This is a genomic window from Paraburkholderia sp. Tr-20389 (assembly GCF_017104565.1).
Classification (GTDB): Bacteria; Pseudomonadota; Gammaproteobacteria; order Burkholderiales; family Burkholderiaceae; genus Paraburkholderia.
Genome location: NZ_JAAGPD010000015.1, coordinates 82,320 through 99,322 on the forward strand (window position 1 = coordinate 82,320; position 17,003 = coordinate 99,322).

Here is a 17,003-nt window from a genome sequence, read left to right on the forward strand (position 1 = left end):
AGTGGGTGATGCGCCTGTTCGAGGCGCTGGCAACGGGCGCAAAGCTATGTGCTGCCGCCTGGAGTGCGGGAGCCGTCGGGGGCCCGCAGGCAACAACTAGCACTGGCGGGGTTAGCCCGCTTTCTTTGCTTACTTTCTTTGCGGCGGCAAAGAAAGTAAGTGCCGCCCCGCACAGGGGCAACGCCTGAACACCGACATGAAATCGCGAATGCCAGCGAACAAAGGCGCTCGCCAGCAAAAAAAACCAGAACAGCGACTGCGTCGCAGACAACAAAAAACCTACCGCACAACACCGCGAACCACAATTTGCGCCAACGCATCGCGTTCAATCCTCACTAGAGAACTTCGCGCCTGAGCGAACTCATCGGGGCTGCACACCTGCCGCCCAAACACCGCGCGAAGCCGCCGGGTAATCTGCACGACCCGCGTAGCAGGATCAAAAACATAGTGAGACTGATAGTCGAAAAACCGATCCCGTACCTCACTGTCGACAGGCAAGTCGGTGACCCGCACCGTATCGGGAAGCGTAATCAAAGCGGTCTCATCAAAATCCCCACCAATGCAGACCCACGGCTGCGTCCTCTCCGGCTCGGCGAGCCAGGCCTGCACCTGCGTCGCAATGCCCCCCGAAAGGCTGGTCAACGCAGGCAATGCCGTCGTGCCGTCAGGCCACGTAAAGTGCTCCAGCGTCCCCTGCATCGCAACGGCAAACGGCCCTGAAGTCGCCGTCAACTCTCCCGGCTGCATCCGCGCAATGCCGTGCAACCCCGTCTGCCGCAAACGGTCGGCAGCAATCTGCTGCCAACGCTGCCGCGTCGCGCGACGAAACACGTTGCGCTCGAGTTCCGCCGGCACGCCCACATCCTCGACCCGATACGTGAAAGCAGCCGTCCCCGTCCGGTCGATGTCGATCGCCAGCCGCGCATTGCGGCCGCGTTCCTGCGTCGCGGGCGTGCGCGCGAGCTCGCCGTCGTCGACCAGCAGCACGGGCCGGTCCATCGCGCCCGGCGGCAAATAACCGAAGCCGACACCGCCCGCCGTCGTATCCGCGTATAACTTCAGCGAAGGAATCCACGTGATCGCGTGATTGATCGCGCTCGCGCCGTACCCCGGCACATCGGGCAGCGCATAGACAGGCCCGAGATTGAGCAGCACCGCCTGACTGTCGATACCGACTGCCGCGAGCATCGCACCATACAGCGCGACATGATCCTTGCAATCGCCATAACGGTTGCGCAGGATATCGCTGACCTTGTGCGGCACGGCCGCCGTCTCGCCGAGAAAAAGCGCAACATAGCGGATGTTCAAACGCACCCAGTCGTACAGGAGCTGAGCCTTCTCACGCGGATCGCCGGTGTGCGCCGTGAGCGCCTGCGCGAGTTGCGCAACCGCCGGATCGTGCCACGTCGGGTCCTGCGCCGCCGTCCGGTAGCGCTCCGCAAACGACGCGAAATAGCGCGTCGTCGACACCATCAGCCGGTCACCCCAGGTCGCGTAGCCGACGGCGCCCGCTTCGATGGGCGCATACGGTCCATGCCGGTACTCGAACGTGTAGCGCGTGCGGCCGTTCTCCGTGACGGGCGGCAACGCGACATAGCCGCGCGCATCGGCGTAGAGCGGCACGTCGGCGGGCAGATCGAAGATCAATTGCTGCATGTCGACAGGGCCGCGCGTCGGTTCGACGAAATACGCGAACGTGCCGCCTTGCAGCGGCACCGAGCGTGTCTTGCGAAACGCGAGATGCACGCGTGAACCCGGCTCGACACCCGGAAAGATCACCGTGCGCAGCACCCCGTCCTGGAAGGTCGGCGCGCCCGCCGAACGCGGCTCCTGAACGTCGCGGATGCCATCGGGCCCGACAGGATGCGCGACGCCGTCGCGATCGATCGTCTCGGCCGCGAGCAGCTGCACCTGCTCGATGTCCTTGTTGAACCACACGTAGCGCTGCGCGATATCGTCGACGCCGCTCGTCGTGTTCGCGCGCAGGATCGTGTCGTCGTGCTCCTCGATCGAGCCGTCCTTCTGCACGACGAACAGATGCACATCGCGCTCGATCGTCGACGGCGGCACGTCGTCGGATGCGACGCGTTCCTGCGCGTGCACCGCCGCCGCGCCGCAGGCGCAAACCAGCAGCGGCAGCACAGCCGCTGCGCGCAGGCGGCGAACGTGGCGGCTCATGCCTTGCGCGCCTCGCAGCGCCGCGCGCCGCGCTGCGTACGCCATGCGCGCGGGCTCATGCCGAATTCGGCGCGAAACGCGTGATTGAAATTGGATACGTCGTTGAAGCCGCTATCGAACGCGATATCGACGATCTTCGCGTCCTCGTCGACGAGCCGCAACGCCGCATGACGCAGGCGCGCGCGCAGCACATATTGATGCGGCGTCACGCCCGTGACCCGTTCGAAGCTGCGCAGAAAGTAGAAATCGGACAGGCCGCACAGTCGCGCGAGACTCGCAAGGGGATGCGGCGCATCGGGCGTTTCGTCAATCAGGCGCACGGCCTGCGTGACGCGCGACCAGGCGCTCGCGCTCGTCGCACTCGTCGCACTTGCACAGCGTTTCGCATCGGCTTGCGTCGAACGCAGAGTGAGATCGGCAAGGTCGACGGCGAGTTCGTCCCATGCAACAGGCGCGCTATGCGTCGCCCCGCTGCAAGCCCGCGCGATCAATGAGGAAAACACCCGCAGCGGCGGCATGCGGGCGTGCCGAAACGATGCGTCGGTACGAGACAGGCCCATGTCCGCTGCTAACCGCTCGAAATACTCAGGCTGATAGTGAAACGACACGCAGCGGTCGCCGGGTGCATGCCGATGGCCACATTCGAAGCATTCGCCCGCGTTGCCGAGCAGCAGCGAGCCGGGTGTGAGCAGTTCGCGCCCGGCTGCGGACCGGTAGCCGAACGCCCCCGCCACCACCATTGCGATGCACACGCCTGCATGCCGTTCCTCGAACGGCCGGTCGCGCGGGCCGAAGGTGCACAGCACATCCGTCACCGACCAGCCGTCGCCCGCCGCCAGCGTGCGCATCCGCGTGTCGCCGGGCACGCCGAGCGTGTCGCGGCGTGCCAGCGCGGCTTCGAGATCGACGGCAATTTTTCCCAAGATGTCACCTCGTGGGGTCCGTATGCTGGTTTTATCACAACGGCGGCAGGCGCGGCGCGATGCGTCGCCGCCCCTTTCAATCGACTTCGGCAGAGGGAGCAACGTTCAATGAATGCATTGGATCAAGGTCTCGCCCGCGGGTTTCATGCAGCACTCGGCGCGCCTGGGCGCGCGGCAGACATCGACGCAGCGCATGACCTGTACGGCTGGCTCGTCGGCAGTTGGGACATGGACGTGCTGCACTATCGCGTCGACGTCCGCGAGCGGCATCTGACGGGCGAAATTCACTTCGGCTGGGCGCTCGAAGGCCGCGCCGTGCAGGACGTGTGGATCATGCCGCGTCTCGCGGAGCGCGGCGCGCCGCGCGAGCCCGGCTTCGACATGTACGGCACGACGCTGCGCGTCTGGGATGCCGCCATCGAAGCGTGGCGCGTCACCTATATCAACCCCGCGAACGGACAGCGCGACGAACTGGTCGGACGGAGAATCGGGCGCGATATCGTGCAGATCGGCACGCACGCAAACGGTACGCCGATCCGCTGGAACTTCACCGAGATCGCCGACGACGCGTTCCGCTGGACAGGCGTCGCGCTCGCGCCGGACGGCGTCACATGGAATCTGGAAGGCGAGTTCGTCGCGCGGCGCAGGCGCGGCTAGCGCCCTTGCGAGCCGCCGTGCAGATGGATCAGTGCTGCCGCAACTCCGCGCCTTCGTCCTTCGACAGCTTCACGAAGAAGAACAGCGAGCACAGCACGGCCGCGCCGACCACGAAGAACGCCGGCGAGAAATCGCGCGCGGTGAGATGCGCGGCGCTGCCGCCGTGCAGATGCGCCGTCAGCGCGAGCAGCGACGCGCCGAACGCCACGCCGAGACTCACCGACAACTGCTGCGCCATGCCGGACAGCGCCGTTGCGCGGCTCATCTTCGGCTTGGGCATGTCGGAATAGCCGAGCGTGTTGAGCGTGACCATCGCGAGCGAATTGAACAGGCCGCCCACCAGCAGCACGCAAAAGATCAGCAGATGAGGCGTGCTGGGCCTGAACAACCCATAGCACGCGTAGAAGCAGCCCGTCGCGCAGGTCGCGACGATCAGCAGCGTGCGAAAGCCGATGCGCCGGATCGCCGTGCTCATCACGCCGCGCACGGCGAGCGAGCCCACCGCCGTCGCGACACTCAGCGATCCCGACGTGAGCGGAGACAGACCGAAGCCGAGCTGCAGCATCAACGGCATCAGGAACGGCGACGCGCCGATGCCGATGCGCAGCGGCATCCCGCCGAGCACGGCCGTCCGGTATGCCTTGTAGCGCAGCAGCAAGGGATCGATGATGGCATCGGCGTGACGGCGGCTATACAGCCAGTACAGCAGCATCGACAGCGCGCCCGTGCCCGTGAACGCGAAGGTCACCCATTGCGGCACGAGCCCGCGCCCTGCCGTGTCCAGCCCACCGACGAGACCGACGAGCCCTGTCGACAGCAGGATGAAGCCGGGCAGATCGAAGCGCTCGTCGAGCGCTTCATGCGTGTCTTCGATGAACGAAAGCGCGCACAGCACGCCGATCACGCCGAACGGCACGTTCAACAGGAAGATCCAGCGCCACGACGTGAACGTCACCACGACTCCGCCGAGCAGCGGCCCCGCAAGCCGCCCCACCGCGCCCGGCACCGTGAACCACACCATCGCCGCCACCATGCGCGCGGGCGGCACGCTGCGCAGCAGGATCAACCGGCCGACGGGCACCATCATCGCGCCGCCCATCCCCTGCAGCACGCGAAACACGACGAGCTGCGGCAGCGAAGTCGCGATTCCGCATAACGCCGAAGCCAAAGAAAACAGACCGATCGCCGAGCAGAACACGCGGCGCGCACCGAAGCGATCGGCAAGCCAGCCGCTCGCCGGCAGGAACACGGCGAGACTGAGCAGATAGGAGGTGATCGCGAGATTCAGATGCAGTGCCTCGACGCCGAGCGAGCGCGCGATGGAAGGCAGCGCGGTCGCCATGATCGACGTATCGAGGTTTTGCAGGAACAGCGGACAGGCAACGATCAGCGGAATGATGCGGGCGCGGTCGGTCATCCTTTTCTTTTACCGCAAATCCGCCGCAGGTGGCGAGCGCCGCTGTGGGCTACGGTATTACCGTTTGTTGCGCACGCCATTTTCTCGACGATGGCACGCGAACGACACGGCGCTTGCGCGCCGATGCCGACGCTACTGCATCCTCAACGCGCCGTTTCTTCGAGCGCGCGGCGCACCGCAAGCGCGATGCCGCGCGCCGCGAGCGTCACTTCATCGAGCGAAGGGAACGTCGGCGCGATGCGCAGATGCCGGTCTTCTTCATCGCGTCCGTACGGATACGCGGCGCCCGCCGGCGTCAGCACGAGCCCCGCCTCGGCCGCGAGCGCGACCGTGCGTTTCGCATGGCCCTTCGGCACATACAGGCTGATGAAATAGCCGCCTTCAGGACGGTTCCACGAGACATCGGGCAGATCGCCGAGCAAGCTTTCGAAGGTGGAGATCACCGCGTCGAACTTCGGCCGCAGCAGCGCGCGATGCTTCGCCATCAAACGCTCGAGCCCGTCGCGGTCGCGCAGATAACGCACATGACGCAGCTGGTTCAGCTTGTCGGGGCCGATGGTCCGCACGCTCATCTGCTTCTGCCACCAGCCGATATTGCGCGGCGACGACGCCAGAAACGCGATGCCGCCGCCCGCCACCGTGACCTTCGACAGCGACGCGAACACGAGCGCGCGATCCGCATGCCCTGCCCGTTCGCACAGTTCGACAACGTTGGGTGTCGTGTGCGCCGTGTCCGTCAGATGGTGGAAGCGATACGCATCGTCCCAGAAGAGCCGGAAATCGCTCGCGGCGGCGGGCAGCGAGGCCAGCCGTTCGATCGTTTCCGTCGACCAGATCGCGCCGCTCGGGTTGCTGTAGAGCGGCATGCACCAGATGCCCTTGATGGACGCATCGGTCTTCACATGCGCTTCGACCACGTCCATGTCGGGGCCGTCCTGATTCGTCGGCACGGGAATCATGCGGATGCCGAGCGCCTCGCAGATCGCGAAGTGCCGGTCGTAACCCGGCACGGGACACAGGAACGCGACCTCGCCCTGTTTGCTCCAGGGAGCGTGGTCGGGCACGCCGTGAAGCATCGCGAATGCGAGCGCATCGTGCATCAGTTCGAGGCTCGAATTGCCTGCCGCGACCACCTGCGCCGCATCGACGTCGAGCAGTTGCGCGCCGAGCTCGCGTGCCTCGGGCAAGCCCAGCAGATGACCGTAGTTCCGGCAGTCGATACCGTCGCGCGACAGGAAGCCGGCCGTGCCCGCTTCGTCGAGCAACGCGCGCGACAGATCCAGTTGTTCGGGCGACGGCTTGCCGCGCGACATGTCGAGCCGCATCGCAAGCTGTTTGAATTCGTCGTAAGTGGTCGGCGTGGTCATGATGTCCCCGTTTGACATGCAGTGTGTGAAACCAGTATGCCGCCGCCCCTGAGTTCAGACAAACGCGTTATATTGAACATTTCGATCAATAATTCTGATAGTTGTTCAAGGGGATGCAAGCGGATGAAAGCTCTCGATCTCGATGTGCTCGCCATGTTCGTCGCTATCGCCGATACGGGCAGTTTCGTGCGCGGCGCGACGCTCGTGCATCGTTCGCAATCGGCGCTGAGCATGCAGATCCGCTCGCTCGAAACCGCCATCGGCAAGCCGCTGTTCGTGCGTGGGCCGCGCAGCGTGACGCTCACGCAGGACGGCCAGGTGCTGCTCAGCTACGCGCGCCGCATGCTCGCGCTGCGCGACGAAGCGTGGGCGTCGGTCGTGCATCCGGAAGTGACGGGCCGCGTGGCGATCGGCGTGCCGGACGACTATGCGTCCTCACTGCTGCCAACGGTGCTGCGCAACTTCTCGGCGACCTATCCGAAGGTCGAGATCCAGGTGGTCAGCCTGCCGAGCAACGCGCTCGCACCGCTCCTGAAGGACAACAAGATCGACCTCGCGTGCGTGACGCGCGTGAAGGGTCTCGCGGGCGAATTCATCCGGCTCGAACCGATGGTGTGGGCGGGCACCGCCGCCGCGGGGCGCGAAGTATGGAAGGAGCGCCCGCTGCCCATCGCACTGTTCGGCGACGGCAGCGTCGCGCGTGCCAACGCGATTCAAACGCTGGAGCGCGCGAAGATCGCGTATCGCACGTCGTATGAAAGTCCGAGTCTGATGGGGCTGTTGAGCATGGTCGAGGCAGGCCTCGCAGTCGCGCCCCTTGCGCGCTGCGCGGTGCCCGAGCGCTTCGTCACGCTGGGACGTCAGCATGGCCTGCCAAAGCTGCCGGAACTGGAGATCATCCTCGCGCGCAGCGCACGCTCGAACCGGCCGCCTTGCGACTATCTGGCCGAGCAGATTCTCAGCGAACTGCGCGACTGATCATCGCAACAGCGTTCACCCCTCTTCGCCCAGTTGCACGAGCAACGCATGCAGCCGTTCGGTATGACGCAACAGCATGCTGCGATGTTTGTCGATCTGTTCGAGACGGCCGGCGAGATCGGCGAGGACGGGGTCGTCAGTTTCTGCGGCCGACAGCACGTCCTCGACTTTCGCGCGCACCGCTGAAAACTCGACGGGCGGATGTGTCAGCGAACGCTCGAAGCGCCGCACTTCCTGCACGGCGAGATCGCGCACCTTGCGAAAATAGGCCTGACGCCGGTGCAATTCGGCTTCGACGACCTCGTCTTCAGGACGCCGCTGCGGCTGCTGGCCGAAGATCGGCTCCGGCGGCCGCAGCACCGATTTCTTGCGGACGGGATGCGCAGTGCCGCGAAAACGCGCGAGAGGCGTTTCGTTGTCGATGGCGTCGCGCGCGTTGTCCGGGACCTCGGACGCTTCGTGCGGCGCATTCATCCAGCCGCCCGGCAGGCCCGTCACCGCTTCGACGCCGCGCACGAATTCTTCGCTGAAGTCGCGCTGGCCTGCGAGCATCAGCTTGAGGTACGACGCGGAGAAGGTCATCATCCGCGCGAGACGCGTCGCCGCGCCGACTTCGCGTGTCAACAGGGCGAGATTGGCTCGCCAGATAGGAAGCAGGGATTCGTCGGAATATTCCATTGCTGGGTCTTCCTTCATCAGTCTCTTGCTGCTGGCGCCTGTTTGCCTGTGTCGATCCGGCCGCACGCGCCGCAAGGCGCATGCCCGTGCGCCGCGTCCGACAAAGATAGACGCATCGCCACGCGGCGCGCAACCAGATTCGCACGGCGTATGCGGCACAAAGACAACACACGCGCACGTCGCAGCGCGTGTGCACTTCACTGATGAATTGACCCCGGTTGGCGCGCAGCGTTCCACATGCGTCGCAAGCGCATGTGGATTTTCGGTTATGGCCGATAAAGAGGAATGAGCGGCGCGTCCGGACGGACGCCCGGGAGATCGATGCGCGCGGGGACGCGCGCTTTTGCTTCGTGCAGCAGTGCCCGGACGTACTCAGGCAGCCGCGACGCGATCGAGCGCCGTCTTCACGAGCTTTGCGAGCAGCGGCTCGATTTTCGCGGCGAGCGCGTCGTCGTACGCATAGGGCATCTGTTCCTGCATGTAGGTGATCTGCGACAGCTCCAGCTGCACCGCATGCACGTTCTTCTCAGGCTGGCCATAGTGGCGCGTGATGTAGCCGCCCTTGAAGCGCCCATTCGCGACGGCCGTATAACCGCCGTGTTCTTCGACGACTTTCGCCAATGCTTCCGCGAGCCCTGCTACCGCACTCGCGCCGTTCGACGTGCCGAAGTTGAAATCGGGCAAGCGTCCATCGAAAAAGCGCGGCACATGCGAGCGGATCGAATGCGCTTCCCACAGCAGCACCTTGCCGTGCTGTGCTGTCAGCCTGGCGAGTTCGCCCTGCAACGCTTCGTGATACGGCTTCCAGTACGCGTCGCGACGCCGTGCGACTTCGGCGTCGTCGGGCAAGCGGCCGTCGCGATACAGCGGCTCCTTGTCGAAGGTGTCGACGGGCAACAGGCCCGTCGTGTCCTGCCCCGGATAGAGGTTCGCGCCATCGGGCGGACGGTTCAGGTCGATCACGTAACGCGCGTAAGTGGGCGCGAGAATCGACGCGCCCATGCGCTTCGCGAACGCGTACAGGCGATCGAGATGCCAGTCGCAATCGTCGGTGCGCGCAGCGGCGTCCGTCATCTGTGCGGCGATATCGGCTGGAATGCGCGTGCCCAGATGCGGGATCGAGATCAGGAACGGCAAGCTTCCCCGATGCAGCGAGAAGACGGGCAAGGTGTCGGTGGCAGTCATGTCGTCAGTGCTTCTCAGAGTTGAGTCGTAGTGCGGCAGCGCAAGGCTTGCGCTTCACTTCAGCAGCCCGGCGAGCGCCGCGCGATAGTTCGCGTACGCCTGTTCTTCGTCGCGATGCCGGCGATTGTCGACGACTTTCGCACCGCCTGCATACACGTCGCGCACGGGCGTTTCGCCATGTTCGCAGAACACCGCGCCCGACAGCCACGCGTCGCTCGCCTGTTCCGCGATGTTCGGATGGTTCGCATCGAGCACCATGAAATCGGCGCGCGCGCCCGTCTTCAATGCGCCGACGGCGCGGCCCGTCGCGAGCGCGCCGCCTTCCAGCGACGCCGCATAGAGACGGTCCGCCACGCGCGGCATGTCCGCCGACGCGAGCACGTTGCGCTGTCGCCTCGACAGACGTTGACCGTATTCGAGCAGCCGCAGTTCCGCACGCCAGTCGACGCCGATATGGCTGTCGCTGCCGACGCCGATGCGTCCCTTCTGCTCCAGATAGTCGTGCGCGGGAAAAATGCCGTCGCCGAGATTCGCTTCCGTCGTCAGACACAGGCCGGCGATGGCGCCGCTCTTCGCGAGCCTGGCGGTTTCATCGGCGTCGACATGCGTCGCGTGCACGAGGCACCAGCGCGCATCGACATCGAAGCGATCGAGCAGCCACTGCACGGGCCGGGCGCCTTCCGTTTCGATGCACGCATCCACTTCCGCCGTCTGTTCGGCGATATGGATGTGCACGGGCGCGCCGGGCGACATCGCATCGAGTCCATTCAGCAACGCGCGCAGCGAATCGTTCGATACCGCGCGCAACGAATGCGGCGCGACGCCATAACGCAACGCGCCATGTTCGGGGCGCGCGCGACGCAGCGTGTCGAGCAGCGCGAGCAGACTGTCGGGCGTGTTGATGAAGCGGCGCTGATCGTCGCGCGGCGGCTGCGAGCCGAAGCCCGCGTATTGGTACAGCACGGGCAGCATCGTGATGCCGATGCCGCTCGCGCCCGCTGCATCGACCACGCGCTGCGCGAGTTCGGCGTCGTTCGCATAGCGCTGGCCGTCCTGCATGTGATGCACGTAATGGAATTCGCAGACGGACGTATAGCCCGCTTTCAGCATTTCGATGTACAGCCATTGCGCGATCGATGCGAGCGCTTCCGGCGTGATGCGCGCCGCGAAGCGGTACATCAGCTCGCGCCAGGACCAGAAGCTGTCGACGGCGTTCGCGCGATATTCGGTGAGGCCCGCCATCGCGCGCTGGAATGCGTGCGAATGCAGATTCGGCATGCCGGGCAAAACGGGACCACGCGCTTTTTCAACGCCCGCGGGCGCCTGCGTGTCGGGCGTGACGGCGATGAGCGCGCCCTGCGCGTCCCATTGCAGCAGCACATTGCGCCGCCAGCCTTCGGGCAGGTACGCGTGATCGGCAAAAAGCGATTGAGTGGCTTCAGTCATGTTCGATTCCGTTCGAGTCCTGCTCATCGCGCGCGACGCAGATGGACGGTTTCGCCGCCGCGCACGACGCGTTCGCACAGCGGCCGTCCGATCCAGTACGCGAGTTCCGCAAGCGACTGCACCGACCACACCGCGAAGTCGGCGGCGCGGCCCACGGCGAGCGTGCCATGCGCATCCGCCTTGCCGAGCGCCTGCGCCGCGTGGCGCGTCACGCCTTGCAGCACTTCGGGCACCGTCATGCGGAACAGCGTCGTCGCCATGTTCATCATCAGCGGCAGCGAAGTCGCGGGCGATGTGCCCGGATTGCTGTCCGTCGAAATCGCAATGGGCACGCCGTAGCGGCGCAGCAGTTCGATGGGCGGCAACTGCGTTTCGCGGATGAAGTAGTACGCGCCCGGCAGCAGCACGGCGACCGTGCCCGCTTCCTTCATCGCGGCGACGCCCGCTTCGTCGAGAAACTCCAGATGGTCCGCCGACAACGCGCCATAGCGCGCGGCAAGCGCCGTACCGCCTGCGTTCGACAGCTGCTCCGCATGCATCTTGACGGGCAGCCCGCGACGCGCGGCCGCGTTGAACACGCGCTCGCTCTGTTCGAGCGAAAAGCCGATGCGCTCGCAGAACACATCGACGGCATCGACGAGTCCTTCATCGGCGAGCGCGGGCAGCATGCGCTCGCAGACTTCATCGATGTAATCGTCGGCGCGGCCCGCGAATTCCGGCGGTAGCGCATGCGCGCCGAGAAACGTCGTGTACACCGTCACAGGGTAGCGCTCGCCGAGTTGCCGTGCGACGCGCAGCATCTTGCGCTCGCCTGGCAGATCGAGCCCGTAGCCGGATTTGATTTCGATTGCAGTGACGCCTTCGGCGAGCATCGCTTCGAGGCGCGCAGCCGATTGCGCGAACAGCGACGCTTCGTCGGCGGCACGCGTCGCGCGTACCGTCGATACAATGCCGCCGCCCTGCTTCGCGATCTCTTCGTAGCTGACACCCGCGAGACGCTGCGCGAATTCGTCGGCGCGCTGGCCGCCGTACACCAGATGCGTGTGGCAATCGACGAGACCCGGCGTCACCCACGCGCCGCCCAAGTCTTCGCGCGGCCACGCGGCATACTGCGCGGGCAGTTCGCGCGCCGCACCGAGCCACGCGATGCGGCCGTTCTCGACGGCGATCGCAGCGTCGTCGATCGTTTGGTTGGGGTCGCCCTGCGGACAGAGCTTGAGTTGGTGCCAGACGGTTTGCTTCATGGCAGGGCTGTCTGAGTTGTGTACAAGCGTTGAATGCAAGCGTTCAGGCTCGCGGTGGTTCCATGTAGCGGAGGCTGACGGCAAGCAACGCGCCCGAGCCTTCGACTTCGCATGACAGCGCGTGGGCGTGGTCGATGCGCAAGGTGTCGTTCGTCGCGAGCACCGTTGTCGTCGCAGAGACGCCCTCGCCTGTCGTGACGCGCAGTTCGCCTTGCGCGCAGAACAGCAGCACGACGTCGGCATCGAGTCGCGTGCTATGCGTATCGCGCCACACGTCGACGTCGCCCGTTGCCGCGCCACGCCGCACCATCAGATTGAAGTCGCGCGCCGCGCCGTCGACGAGACGTGCATCGATGGCCGTCTCGCCTTCGAACCGCGCGATTGCCAGAGGCTCGCGCAGCGCATGCGTCACACCGCCCGCTTCGTCGAGCAGCATGCCCGCGCCCGACAACAGCACGAGCGTCCGGTCGATGCCCGCGAAACGCGAGAACGGCCCGGCTTGCGCGACGTCGGCGACGCTCACGCGCCACACGAATGCATCGAGCGCCGCACCCTCGGGAAACGCGGCGACTTCGCGCGTGACGCCGCCGCCGTTCTTCCACGGCGACGCCACGAGTTCCGCGCCGCGCGTGACCGTCGTAGTTGTCACGCTCGTCGTCATGCTCAGCGGCCCAGCATCGGCAGCTTGAGACCGGCTTCGCGCGCCGTCTGTTGCGCGAGTTCGTAGCCGGCATCCGCGTGACGCATTACGCCCGTTGCGGGATCGTTGAAGAGCACGCGGCCGAGGCGCTCATGCGCGGCATCCGTACCGTCGGCGACGATCACGACGCCCGAGTGCTGCGAGAAGCCCATGCCGACGCCGCCGCCATGATGCAGCGACACCCACGATGCGCCGCCTGCCGTATTCAGCAGTGCGTTGAGCAGCGGCCAGTCGCTGACGGCATCCGAGCCGTCCTTCATCGATTCCGTCTCGCGGTTCGGGCTTGCCACCGAACCCGTGTCCAGGTGGTCGCGGCCGATCACGATCGGCGCCTTCAGTTCGCCCTTCTTGACCATCTCGTTGAATGCCTGGCCGAGGCGATAGCGATCCTTCACGCCGACCCAGCAGATACGCGCCGGCAGGCCCTGGAACGCAATGCGTTCACGCGCCATGTCGAGCCAGTTGTGCAGGTGCGGATCGTCGGGGATCAGTTCCTTGACCTTCGCGTCCGTCTTGTAGATGTCTTCCGGATCGCCCGACAGCGCGACCCAGCGGAACGGGCCCTTGCCTTCGCAGAACAGCGGGCGGATGTACGCGGGCACGAAGCCGGGGAAATCGAACGCGTTCTGCACGCCCATTTCCAGCGCCATCTGACGGATGTTGTTGCCGTAGTCGAGCGTCGCCGCGCCGCGTTCCTGCAGCGTGAGCATCGCCTGAACCTGCTTGGCCATCGACTGCTTCGCGGGCGTCACGATGCTTTGCGGGTCCGTCTTCTGACGCTCGCGCCAGTCTTCGATCTTCCAGCCTTGTGGCAGATAACCGTGAATCGGGTCATGCGCGCTCGTCTGGTCCGTCACGCAGTCCGGCGTGATGTTGCGCGTCACCAGTTCCGCGAACACGTCGGCTGCATTGCCGAGCAGGCCGATGGAAACAGGATTGCCCGTCTTCTTCGCTTCGTCGATCATCGCGAGCGCTTCGTCGAGCGTCTTCGCCTTCTTGTCGACGTAGCGCGTCTTCAGACGGAAGTCGATGCGCGTCTCGTCGCATTCGACGGCGATCATCGAGAAGCCCGCCATCGTCGCCGCGAGCGGCTGCGCGCCGCCCATGCCGCCGAGACCGCCCGTCAGGATCCAGCGGCCCTTCGGGTCTCCATTGAAGTGCTGGTTCGCCACCGAGAAGAACGTTTCATACGTGCCCTGCACGATGCCCTGGCTGCCGATATAGATCCAGCTGCCCGCCGTCATCTGGCCGTACATCATCAGGCCCTTGCGGTCGAGTTCGTGGAAGTGATCCCAGTTCGCCCAGTGCGGCACGAGGTTCGAGTTCGCGAGCAGCACGCGCGGCGCATCGGCATGCGTGCGGAACACGCCGACGGGCTTGCCCGATTGAATCAGCAGCGTCTCGTTCTCTTCGAGGTTCTTCAGCGACGCGAGGATCTGGTCGTAGCAATCCCAGTTGCGCGCGGCACGGCCGATGCCGCCATACACGACGAGCGCATGCGGATGCTCGGCCACTTCCGGATCCAGGTTGTTCTGGATCATCCGGTACGCGGCTTCCGCGATCCAGGTCTTGCAGGTTTTCTCGCTGCCGCGCGGTGCGCGGATCGTGCGGGACGGGTCGAGACGCGGGTCGATGTGCTTCGGGTTGTTCATGATGCCCTCGGAATCGCAGATAACTCGGTGATGAGTCGAAGATTGAACGGAAACGAAAACGGAATCAGAAGTGGCCGGTGAACCGGTAACGGTTGCCGGGGTGCCAGAGATTGGCCACCGAAGCGACCACTCCTTGCGACCACGTGCGCCGATGCAGCACGAGGCAAGGTTCGGCGTCGTCCATCGTCAGAAGCCGGCGGTTGTCGGCGTCCGGCGCGGATGCTTCGATGCGGTACTCGACGCGCTGCAGCGGCGCGACGCGTACGAGATACTGGTTAGGCGTCGTGTTCGTGAAGTCCTGCAACGCATATTCGGGCGCAACGGCAGGATTCACCCAGCGCTCTTCGAGCTGAACGGGCTCGTCGTTCTCGAAGTGCAGCACGCGCGAATGAAAGATCGGACTGCCCGCGCTCAGCTGCATTTCGGCAGCGAGTTCTTCGTCGACGATCGCGGCGCCCACGTGCAGCACGTTCGCGTGATAGCGATGACCGCGCGCGACGATTTCATCCGAAATGCTGCGGATCGCGACCAGCGTCGATTCATACTTCGGCCGCGCGACGAAGGTGCCCGAGCCCTGAACGCGCGTCAGCACCTGCTCGGCCGTCAGCTCGCGCAATGCGCGGTTGACCGTCATGCGCGCGACGTTGAATTCGCGTGCAAGCTCGTTTTCCGATGGAACCTGATGGCCTTCGCTCCATTCGCCCGCGTGAATGCGGGCGAGGATGAAGTCCTTGATTCCCTGATAGGCCGGTGCGTTCATGCTGGGCATCTCTGTCGCGCTGCCGTTGAGCAGGTGAAGTTAGCGTTGCTCGGAAATGAACGAGAACGGGCTGTGCTTCGCGATCGTGCCGTCCTGCACGAGCTTCGTGATGGCGGCGATATCGGGCGCGAAGTAATGGTCGAGCTCGTAGTGCGCCACGTGTGCGCGCACCGTGTCCATCACCTTCTGCAGCGCCGGGCTGGTCTTGTGCGGCGCGCGCAGATCGACGCCTTGCGCGGCAGCCAGCAGTTCGATCGACAGGATGTTCGCGGTGTTGTCAGCGATGTCGGCGAGCTTGCGTGCGGCGAACGTCGCCATCGACACGTGGTCTTCCTGGTTCGCCGACGTGGGCAGCGAATCGACGGAGGCCGGGTGAGCCAGCGTCTTGTTCTCCGATGCGAGCGCGGCCGCCGTGACGTGGGCGATCATGAAGCCCGAGTTCACGCCGCCATCCTTGACGAGGAACGGCGGCAGGCCCGACAGCGTCGCGTCGATCAGGAGCGCGATGCGGCGCTCGGCAAGCGCGCCGATTTCCGCAGCGGCGAGCGCGAGGTTGTCGGCGGCGAACGCAACCGGCTCGGCGTGGAAGTTGCCGCCCGACAGCACTTCGCCCGTGTCCGGGAAGATCAGCGGGTTGTCCGACACGGCGTTCGCTTCGACGAGCAGCACTTGCGCGGCGGCACGCATCTGGTCGAGACACGCGCCCATCACCTGCGGCTGGCAGCGCAGGCTGTACGGGTCTTGCACCTTGCCGCAATCGCGATGCGACAGGTTGATCGCCGAACCGTCGAGCAGCGTGCGATACGACTGCGCTGCATCCATCTGGCCTTGATGACCGCGCAGCGCATGGATGCGTGCATCGAACGGCTTCACGGAACCGGCGGCTGCGTCGACGGACAGCGCGCCCGCGACGACGCCGACGCGGTACAGGTCTTCGATCGCGAACATGTTGTACAGCGCGAGCGCCGCCGATGCCTGCGTGCCGTTGAGCAGCGCGAGGCCTTCCTTCGCTTGCAGCGTCAGCGGCTTGAGGCCGACGAGGCGCAGACCTTCCGTCGCCGCGACGCGCTCGCCCTTCGCGAACACTTCGCCGACGCCGAGCAGCACGGCCGACATATGCGCGAGCGGCGCGAGGTCGCCCGATGCGCCGACCGAGCCCTTCACCGGGATCACGGGCAGCACGTCGGCGTTGAACAGCTTGATGAGCGCATCCATCACTTCGCGACGGATGCCCGAGTGGCCGCGGCCGAGGCTCGACAGCTTGAGCGCCATCAGCAGGCGCACGACGGGCGGCGACATCGGCTCGCCCACGCCGACGGCATGCGAGAGCACCAGATTGCGCTGCAGCAGTTCGAGCTGGTCATGCGGAATATGTGTGCTCGCGAGACGGCCGAAGCCCGTGTTGATGCCGTACGCCGGCTCGCCCTTCGCGGCGATGTCCGCGACGGCTTGAGCGCAGGCATCGATGGCGGCGAAGCTCGCGGGATCGAGTTCAAGAGTGACCTGTTCGCGAGCGATCTGGCGCAGTTGGGACAGAGTCAGGGAGCCGGGTGTAAGCATCATGATGTGAGTTCCTGTCTATACAATTTCGAGAAAGTGTAGCGGCGCCAGCTTGTATATACAACTCAAATTTTGCAGATTGGCGTAAGGGGTTTCCATTAGACGGAATCCGCTGGCTGGCATGGTTCTCGCAGTTTTCTGCGTATGCGCCGAGCTGCCTTCACAAGCTCGACGCTGACGAGTCCGCGTCAGTGCCCGCCGATAACTTGTATATACACGTCCAATTTCCGGATTGGCAAGCGGACAAAATCCGGCACC

General features: G+C 65.3%; 14 protein-coding genes. 2 read left to right on the forward strand and 12 right to left on the reverse strand.

The features are described 5' to 3' along the window. Positions 1–279: 279 nt before the first annotated feature. Together G3N95_RS16905 and G3N95_RS16910 are read right to left on the reverse strand one after the other, a co-directional pair. Entirely contained in the window at positions 280–2,178 is a 1,899-nt protein-coding gene (locus G3N95_RS16905) for a DUF3857 domain-containing protein (RefSeq protein ID WP_205971231.1), read from the reverse strand. Further along, complete coding sequence (locus G3N95_RS16910) at positions 2,175–3,101, reverse strand: AraC family transcriptional regulator (protein ID WP_205971232.1); 927 nt, start codon at positions 3,099–3,101, stop codon at positions 2,175–2,177. Before G3N95_RS16910 ends, G3N95_RS16905 begins: the two co-directional genes overlap by 4 nt. A 108-nt stretch (positions 3,102–3,209) precedes the next feature. Here G3N95_RS16910 and G3N95_RS16915 point away from each other — a divergent pair, with 108 nt between their 5' ends. Next, entirely contained in the window at positions 3,210–3,758 is a 549-nt protein-coding gene (locus tag G3N95_RS16915) for a hypothetical protein (RefSeq protein ID WP_205971233.1), read from the forward strand. 28 nt (positions 3,759–3,786) lie between these two features. On the opposite strand, the gene G3N95_RS16920 is transcribed toward G3N95_RS16915, so the two are convergent. Together G3N95_RS16920 and G3N95_RS16925 are read right to left on the reverse strand one after the other, a co-directional pair. Continuing rightward, entirely contained in the window at positions 3,787–5,175 is a 1,389-nt protein-coding gene (locus G3N95_RS16920; protein ID WP_205971234.1) for a DHA2 family efflux MFS transporter permease subunit, read from the reverse strand. 143 nt (positions 5,176–5,318) lie between these two features. Continuing rightward, positions 5,319–6,542: an aminotransferase class I/II-fold pyridoxal phosphate-dependent enzyme gene (locus tag G3N95_RS16925; RefSeq protein WP_205971235.1), complete on the reverse strand. Its 1,224-nt coding sequence runs from the start codon at positions 6,540–6,542 to the stop codon at positions 5,319–5,321. Between the two features lie 123 nt (positions 6,543–6,665). On the opposite strand from G3N95_RS16925, the gene G3N95_RS16930 reads away from it, so the two are divergent. Further along, complete coding sequence (locus tag G3N95_RS16930; RefSeq protein WP_205971236.1) at positions 6,666–7,520, forward strand: LysR substrate-binding domain-containing protein; 855 nt, start codon at positions 6,666–6,668, stop codon at positions 7,518–7,520. 15 nt (positions 7,521–7,535) lie between these two features. Here G3N95_RS16930 and G3N95_RS16935 read toward each other — a convergent pair whose 3' ends face one another. The 8 genes from G3N95_RS16935 to hutH form a co-directional block, all read right to left on the reverse strand. Next, positions 7,536–8,198, reverse strand: a complete 663-nt coding sequence (locus G3N95_RS16935; protein ID WP_205971237.1) for a hypothetical protein — start codon at positions 8,196–8,198, stop codon at positions 7,536–7,538. Between the two features lie 372 nt (positions 8,199–8,570). Beyond that, on the reverse strand, positions 8,571–9,383 hold the full coding sequence (gene hutG / locus G3N95_RS16940) for an N-formylglutamate deformylase (protein ID WP_205971238.1): 813 nt from the start codon (positions 9,381–9,383) through the stop codon (positions 8,571–8,573). Positions 9,384–9,437: 54 nt separating this feature from the next. Next, positions 9,438–10,829 (reverse strand): formimidoylglutamate deiminase, encoded by a 1,392-nt coding sequence (locus G3N95_RS16945; protein ID WP_205971239.1) that lies wholly within the window; start codon positions 10,827–10,829, stop codon positions 9,438–9,440. Positions 10,830–10,852: 23 nt separating this feature from the next. Then, positions 10,853–12,073 carry an imidazolonepropionase gene (hutI, locus tag G3N95_RS16950; RefSeq protein WP_205971240.1) on the reverse strand — a complete coding sequence of 407 codons (1,221 nt, stop codon included), beginning with the start codon at positions 12,071–12,073 and terminating at the stop codon, positions 10,853–10,855. Positions 12,074–12,116: 43 nt separating this feature from the next. After that, entirely contained in the window at positions 12,117–12,734 is a 618-nt protein-coding gene (locus G3N95_RS16955) for a HutD family protein (protein ID WP_205971241.1), read from the reverse strand. Positions 12,735–12,736: 2 nt separating this feature from the next. Further along, entirely contained in the window at positions 12,737–14,425 is a 1,689-nt protein-coding gene (gene hutU / locus G3N95_RS16960) for a urocanate hydratase (RefSeq protein WP_205971242.1), read from the reverse strand. A gap of 64 nt (positions 14,426–14,489) precedes the next feature. Then, positions 14,490–15,185: a histidine utilization repressor gene (gene hutC / locus G3N95_RS16965; protein ID WP_205971243.1), complete on the reverse strand. Its 696-nt coding sequence runs from the start codon at positions 15,183–15,185 to the stop codon at positions 14,490–14,492. Between the two features lie 39 nt (positions 15,186–15,224). Continuing rightward, positions 15,225–16,748 (reverse strand): histidine ammonia-lyase, encoded by a 1,524-nt coding sequence (gene hutH, locus G3N95_RS16970; RefSeq protein WP_205971244.1) that lies wholly within the window; start codon positions 16,746–16,748, stop codon positions 15,225–15,227. Positions 16,749–17,003: the final 255 nt, after the last annotated feature.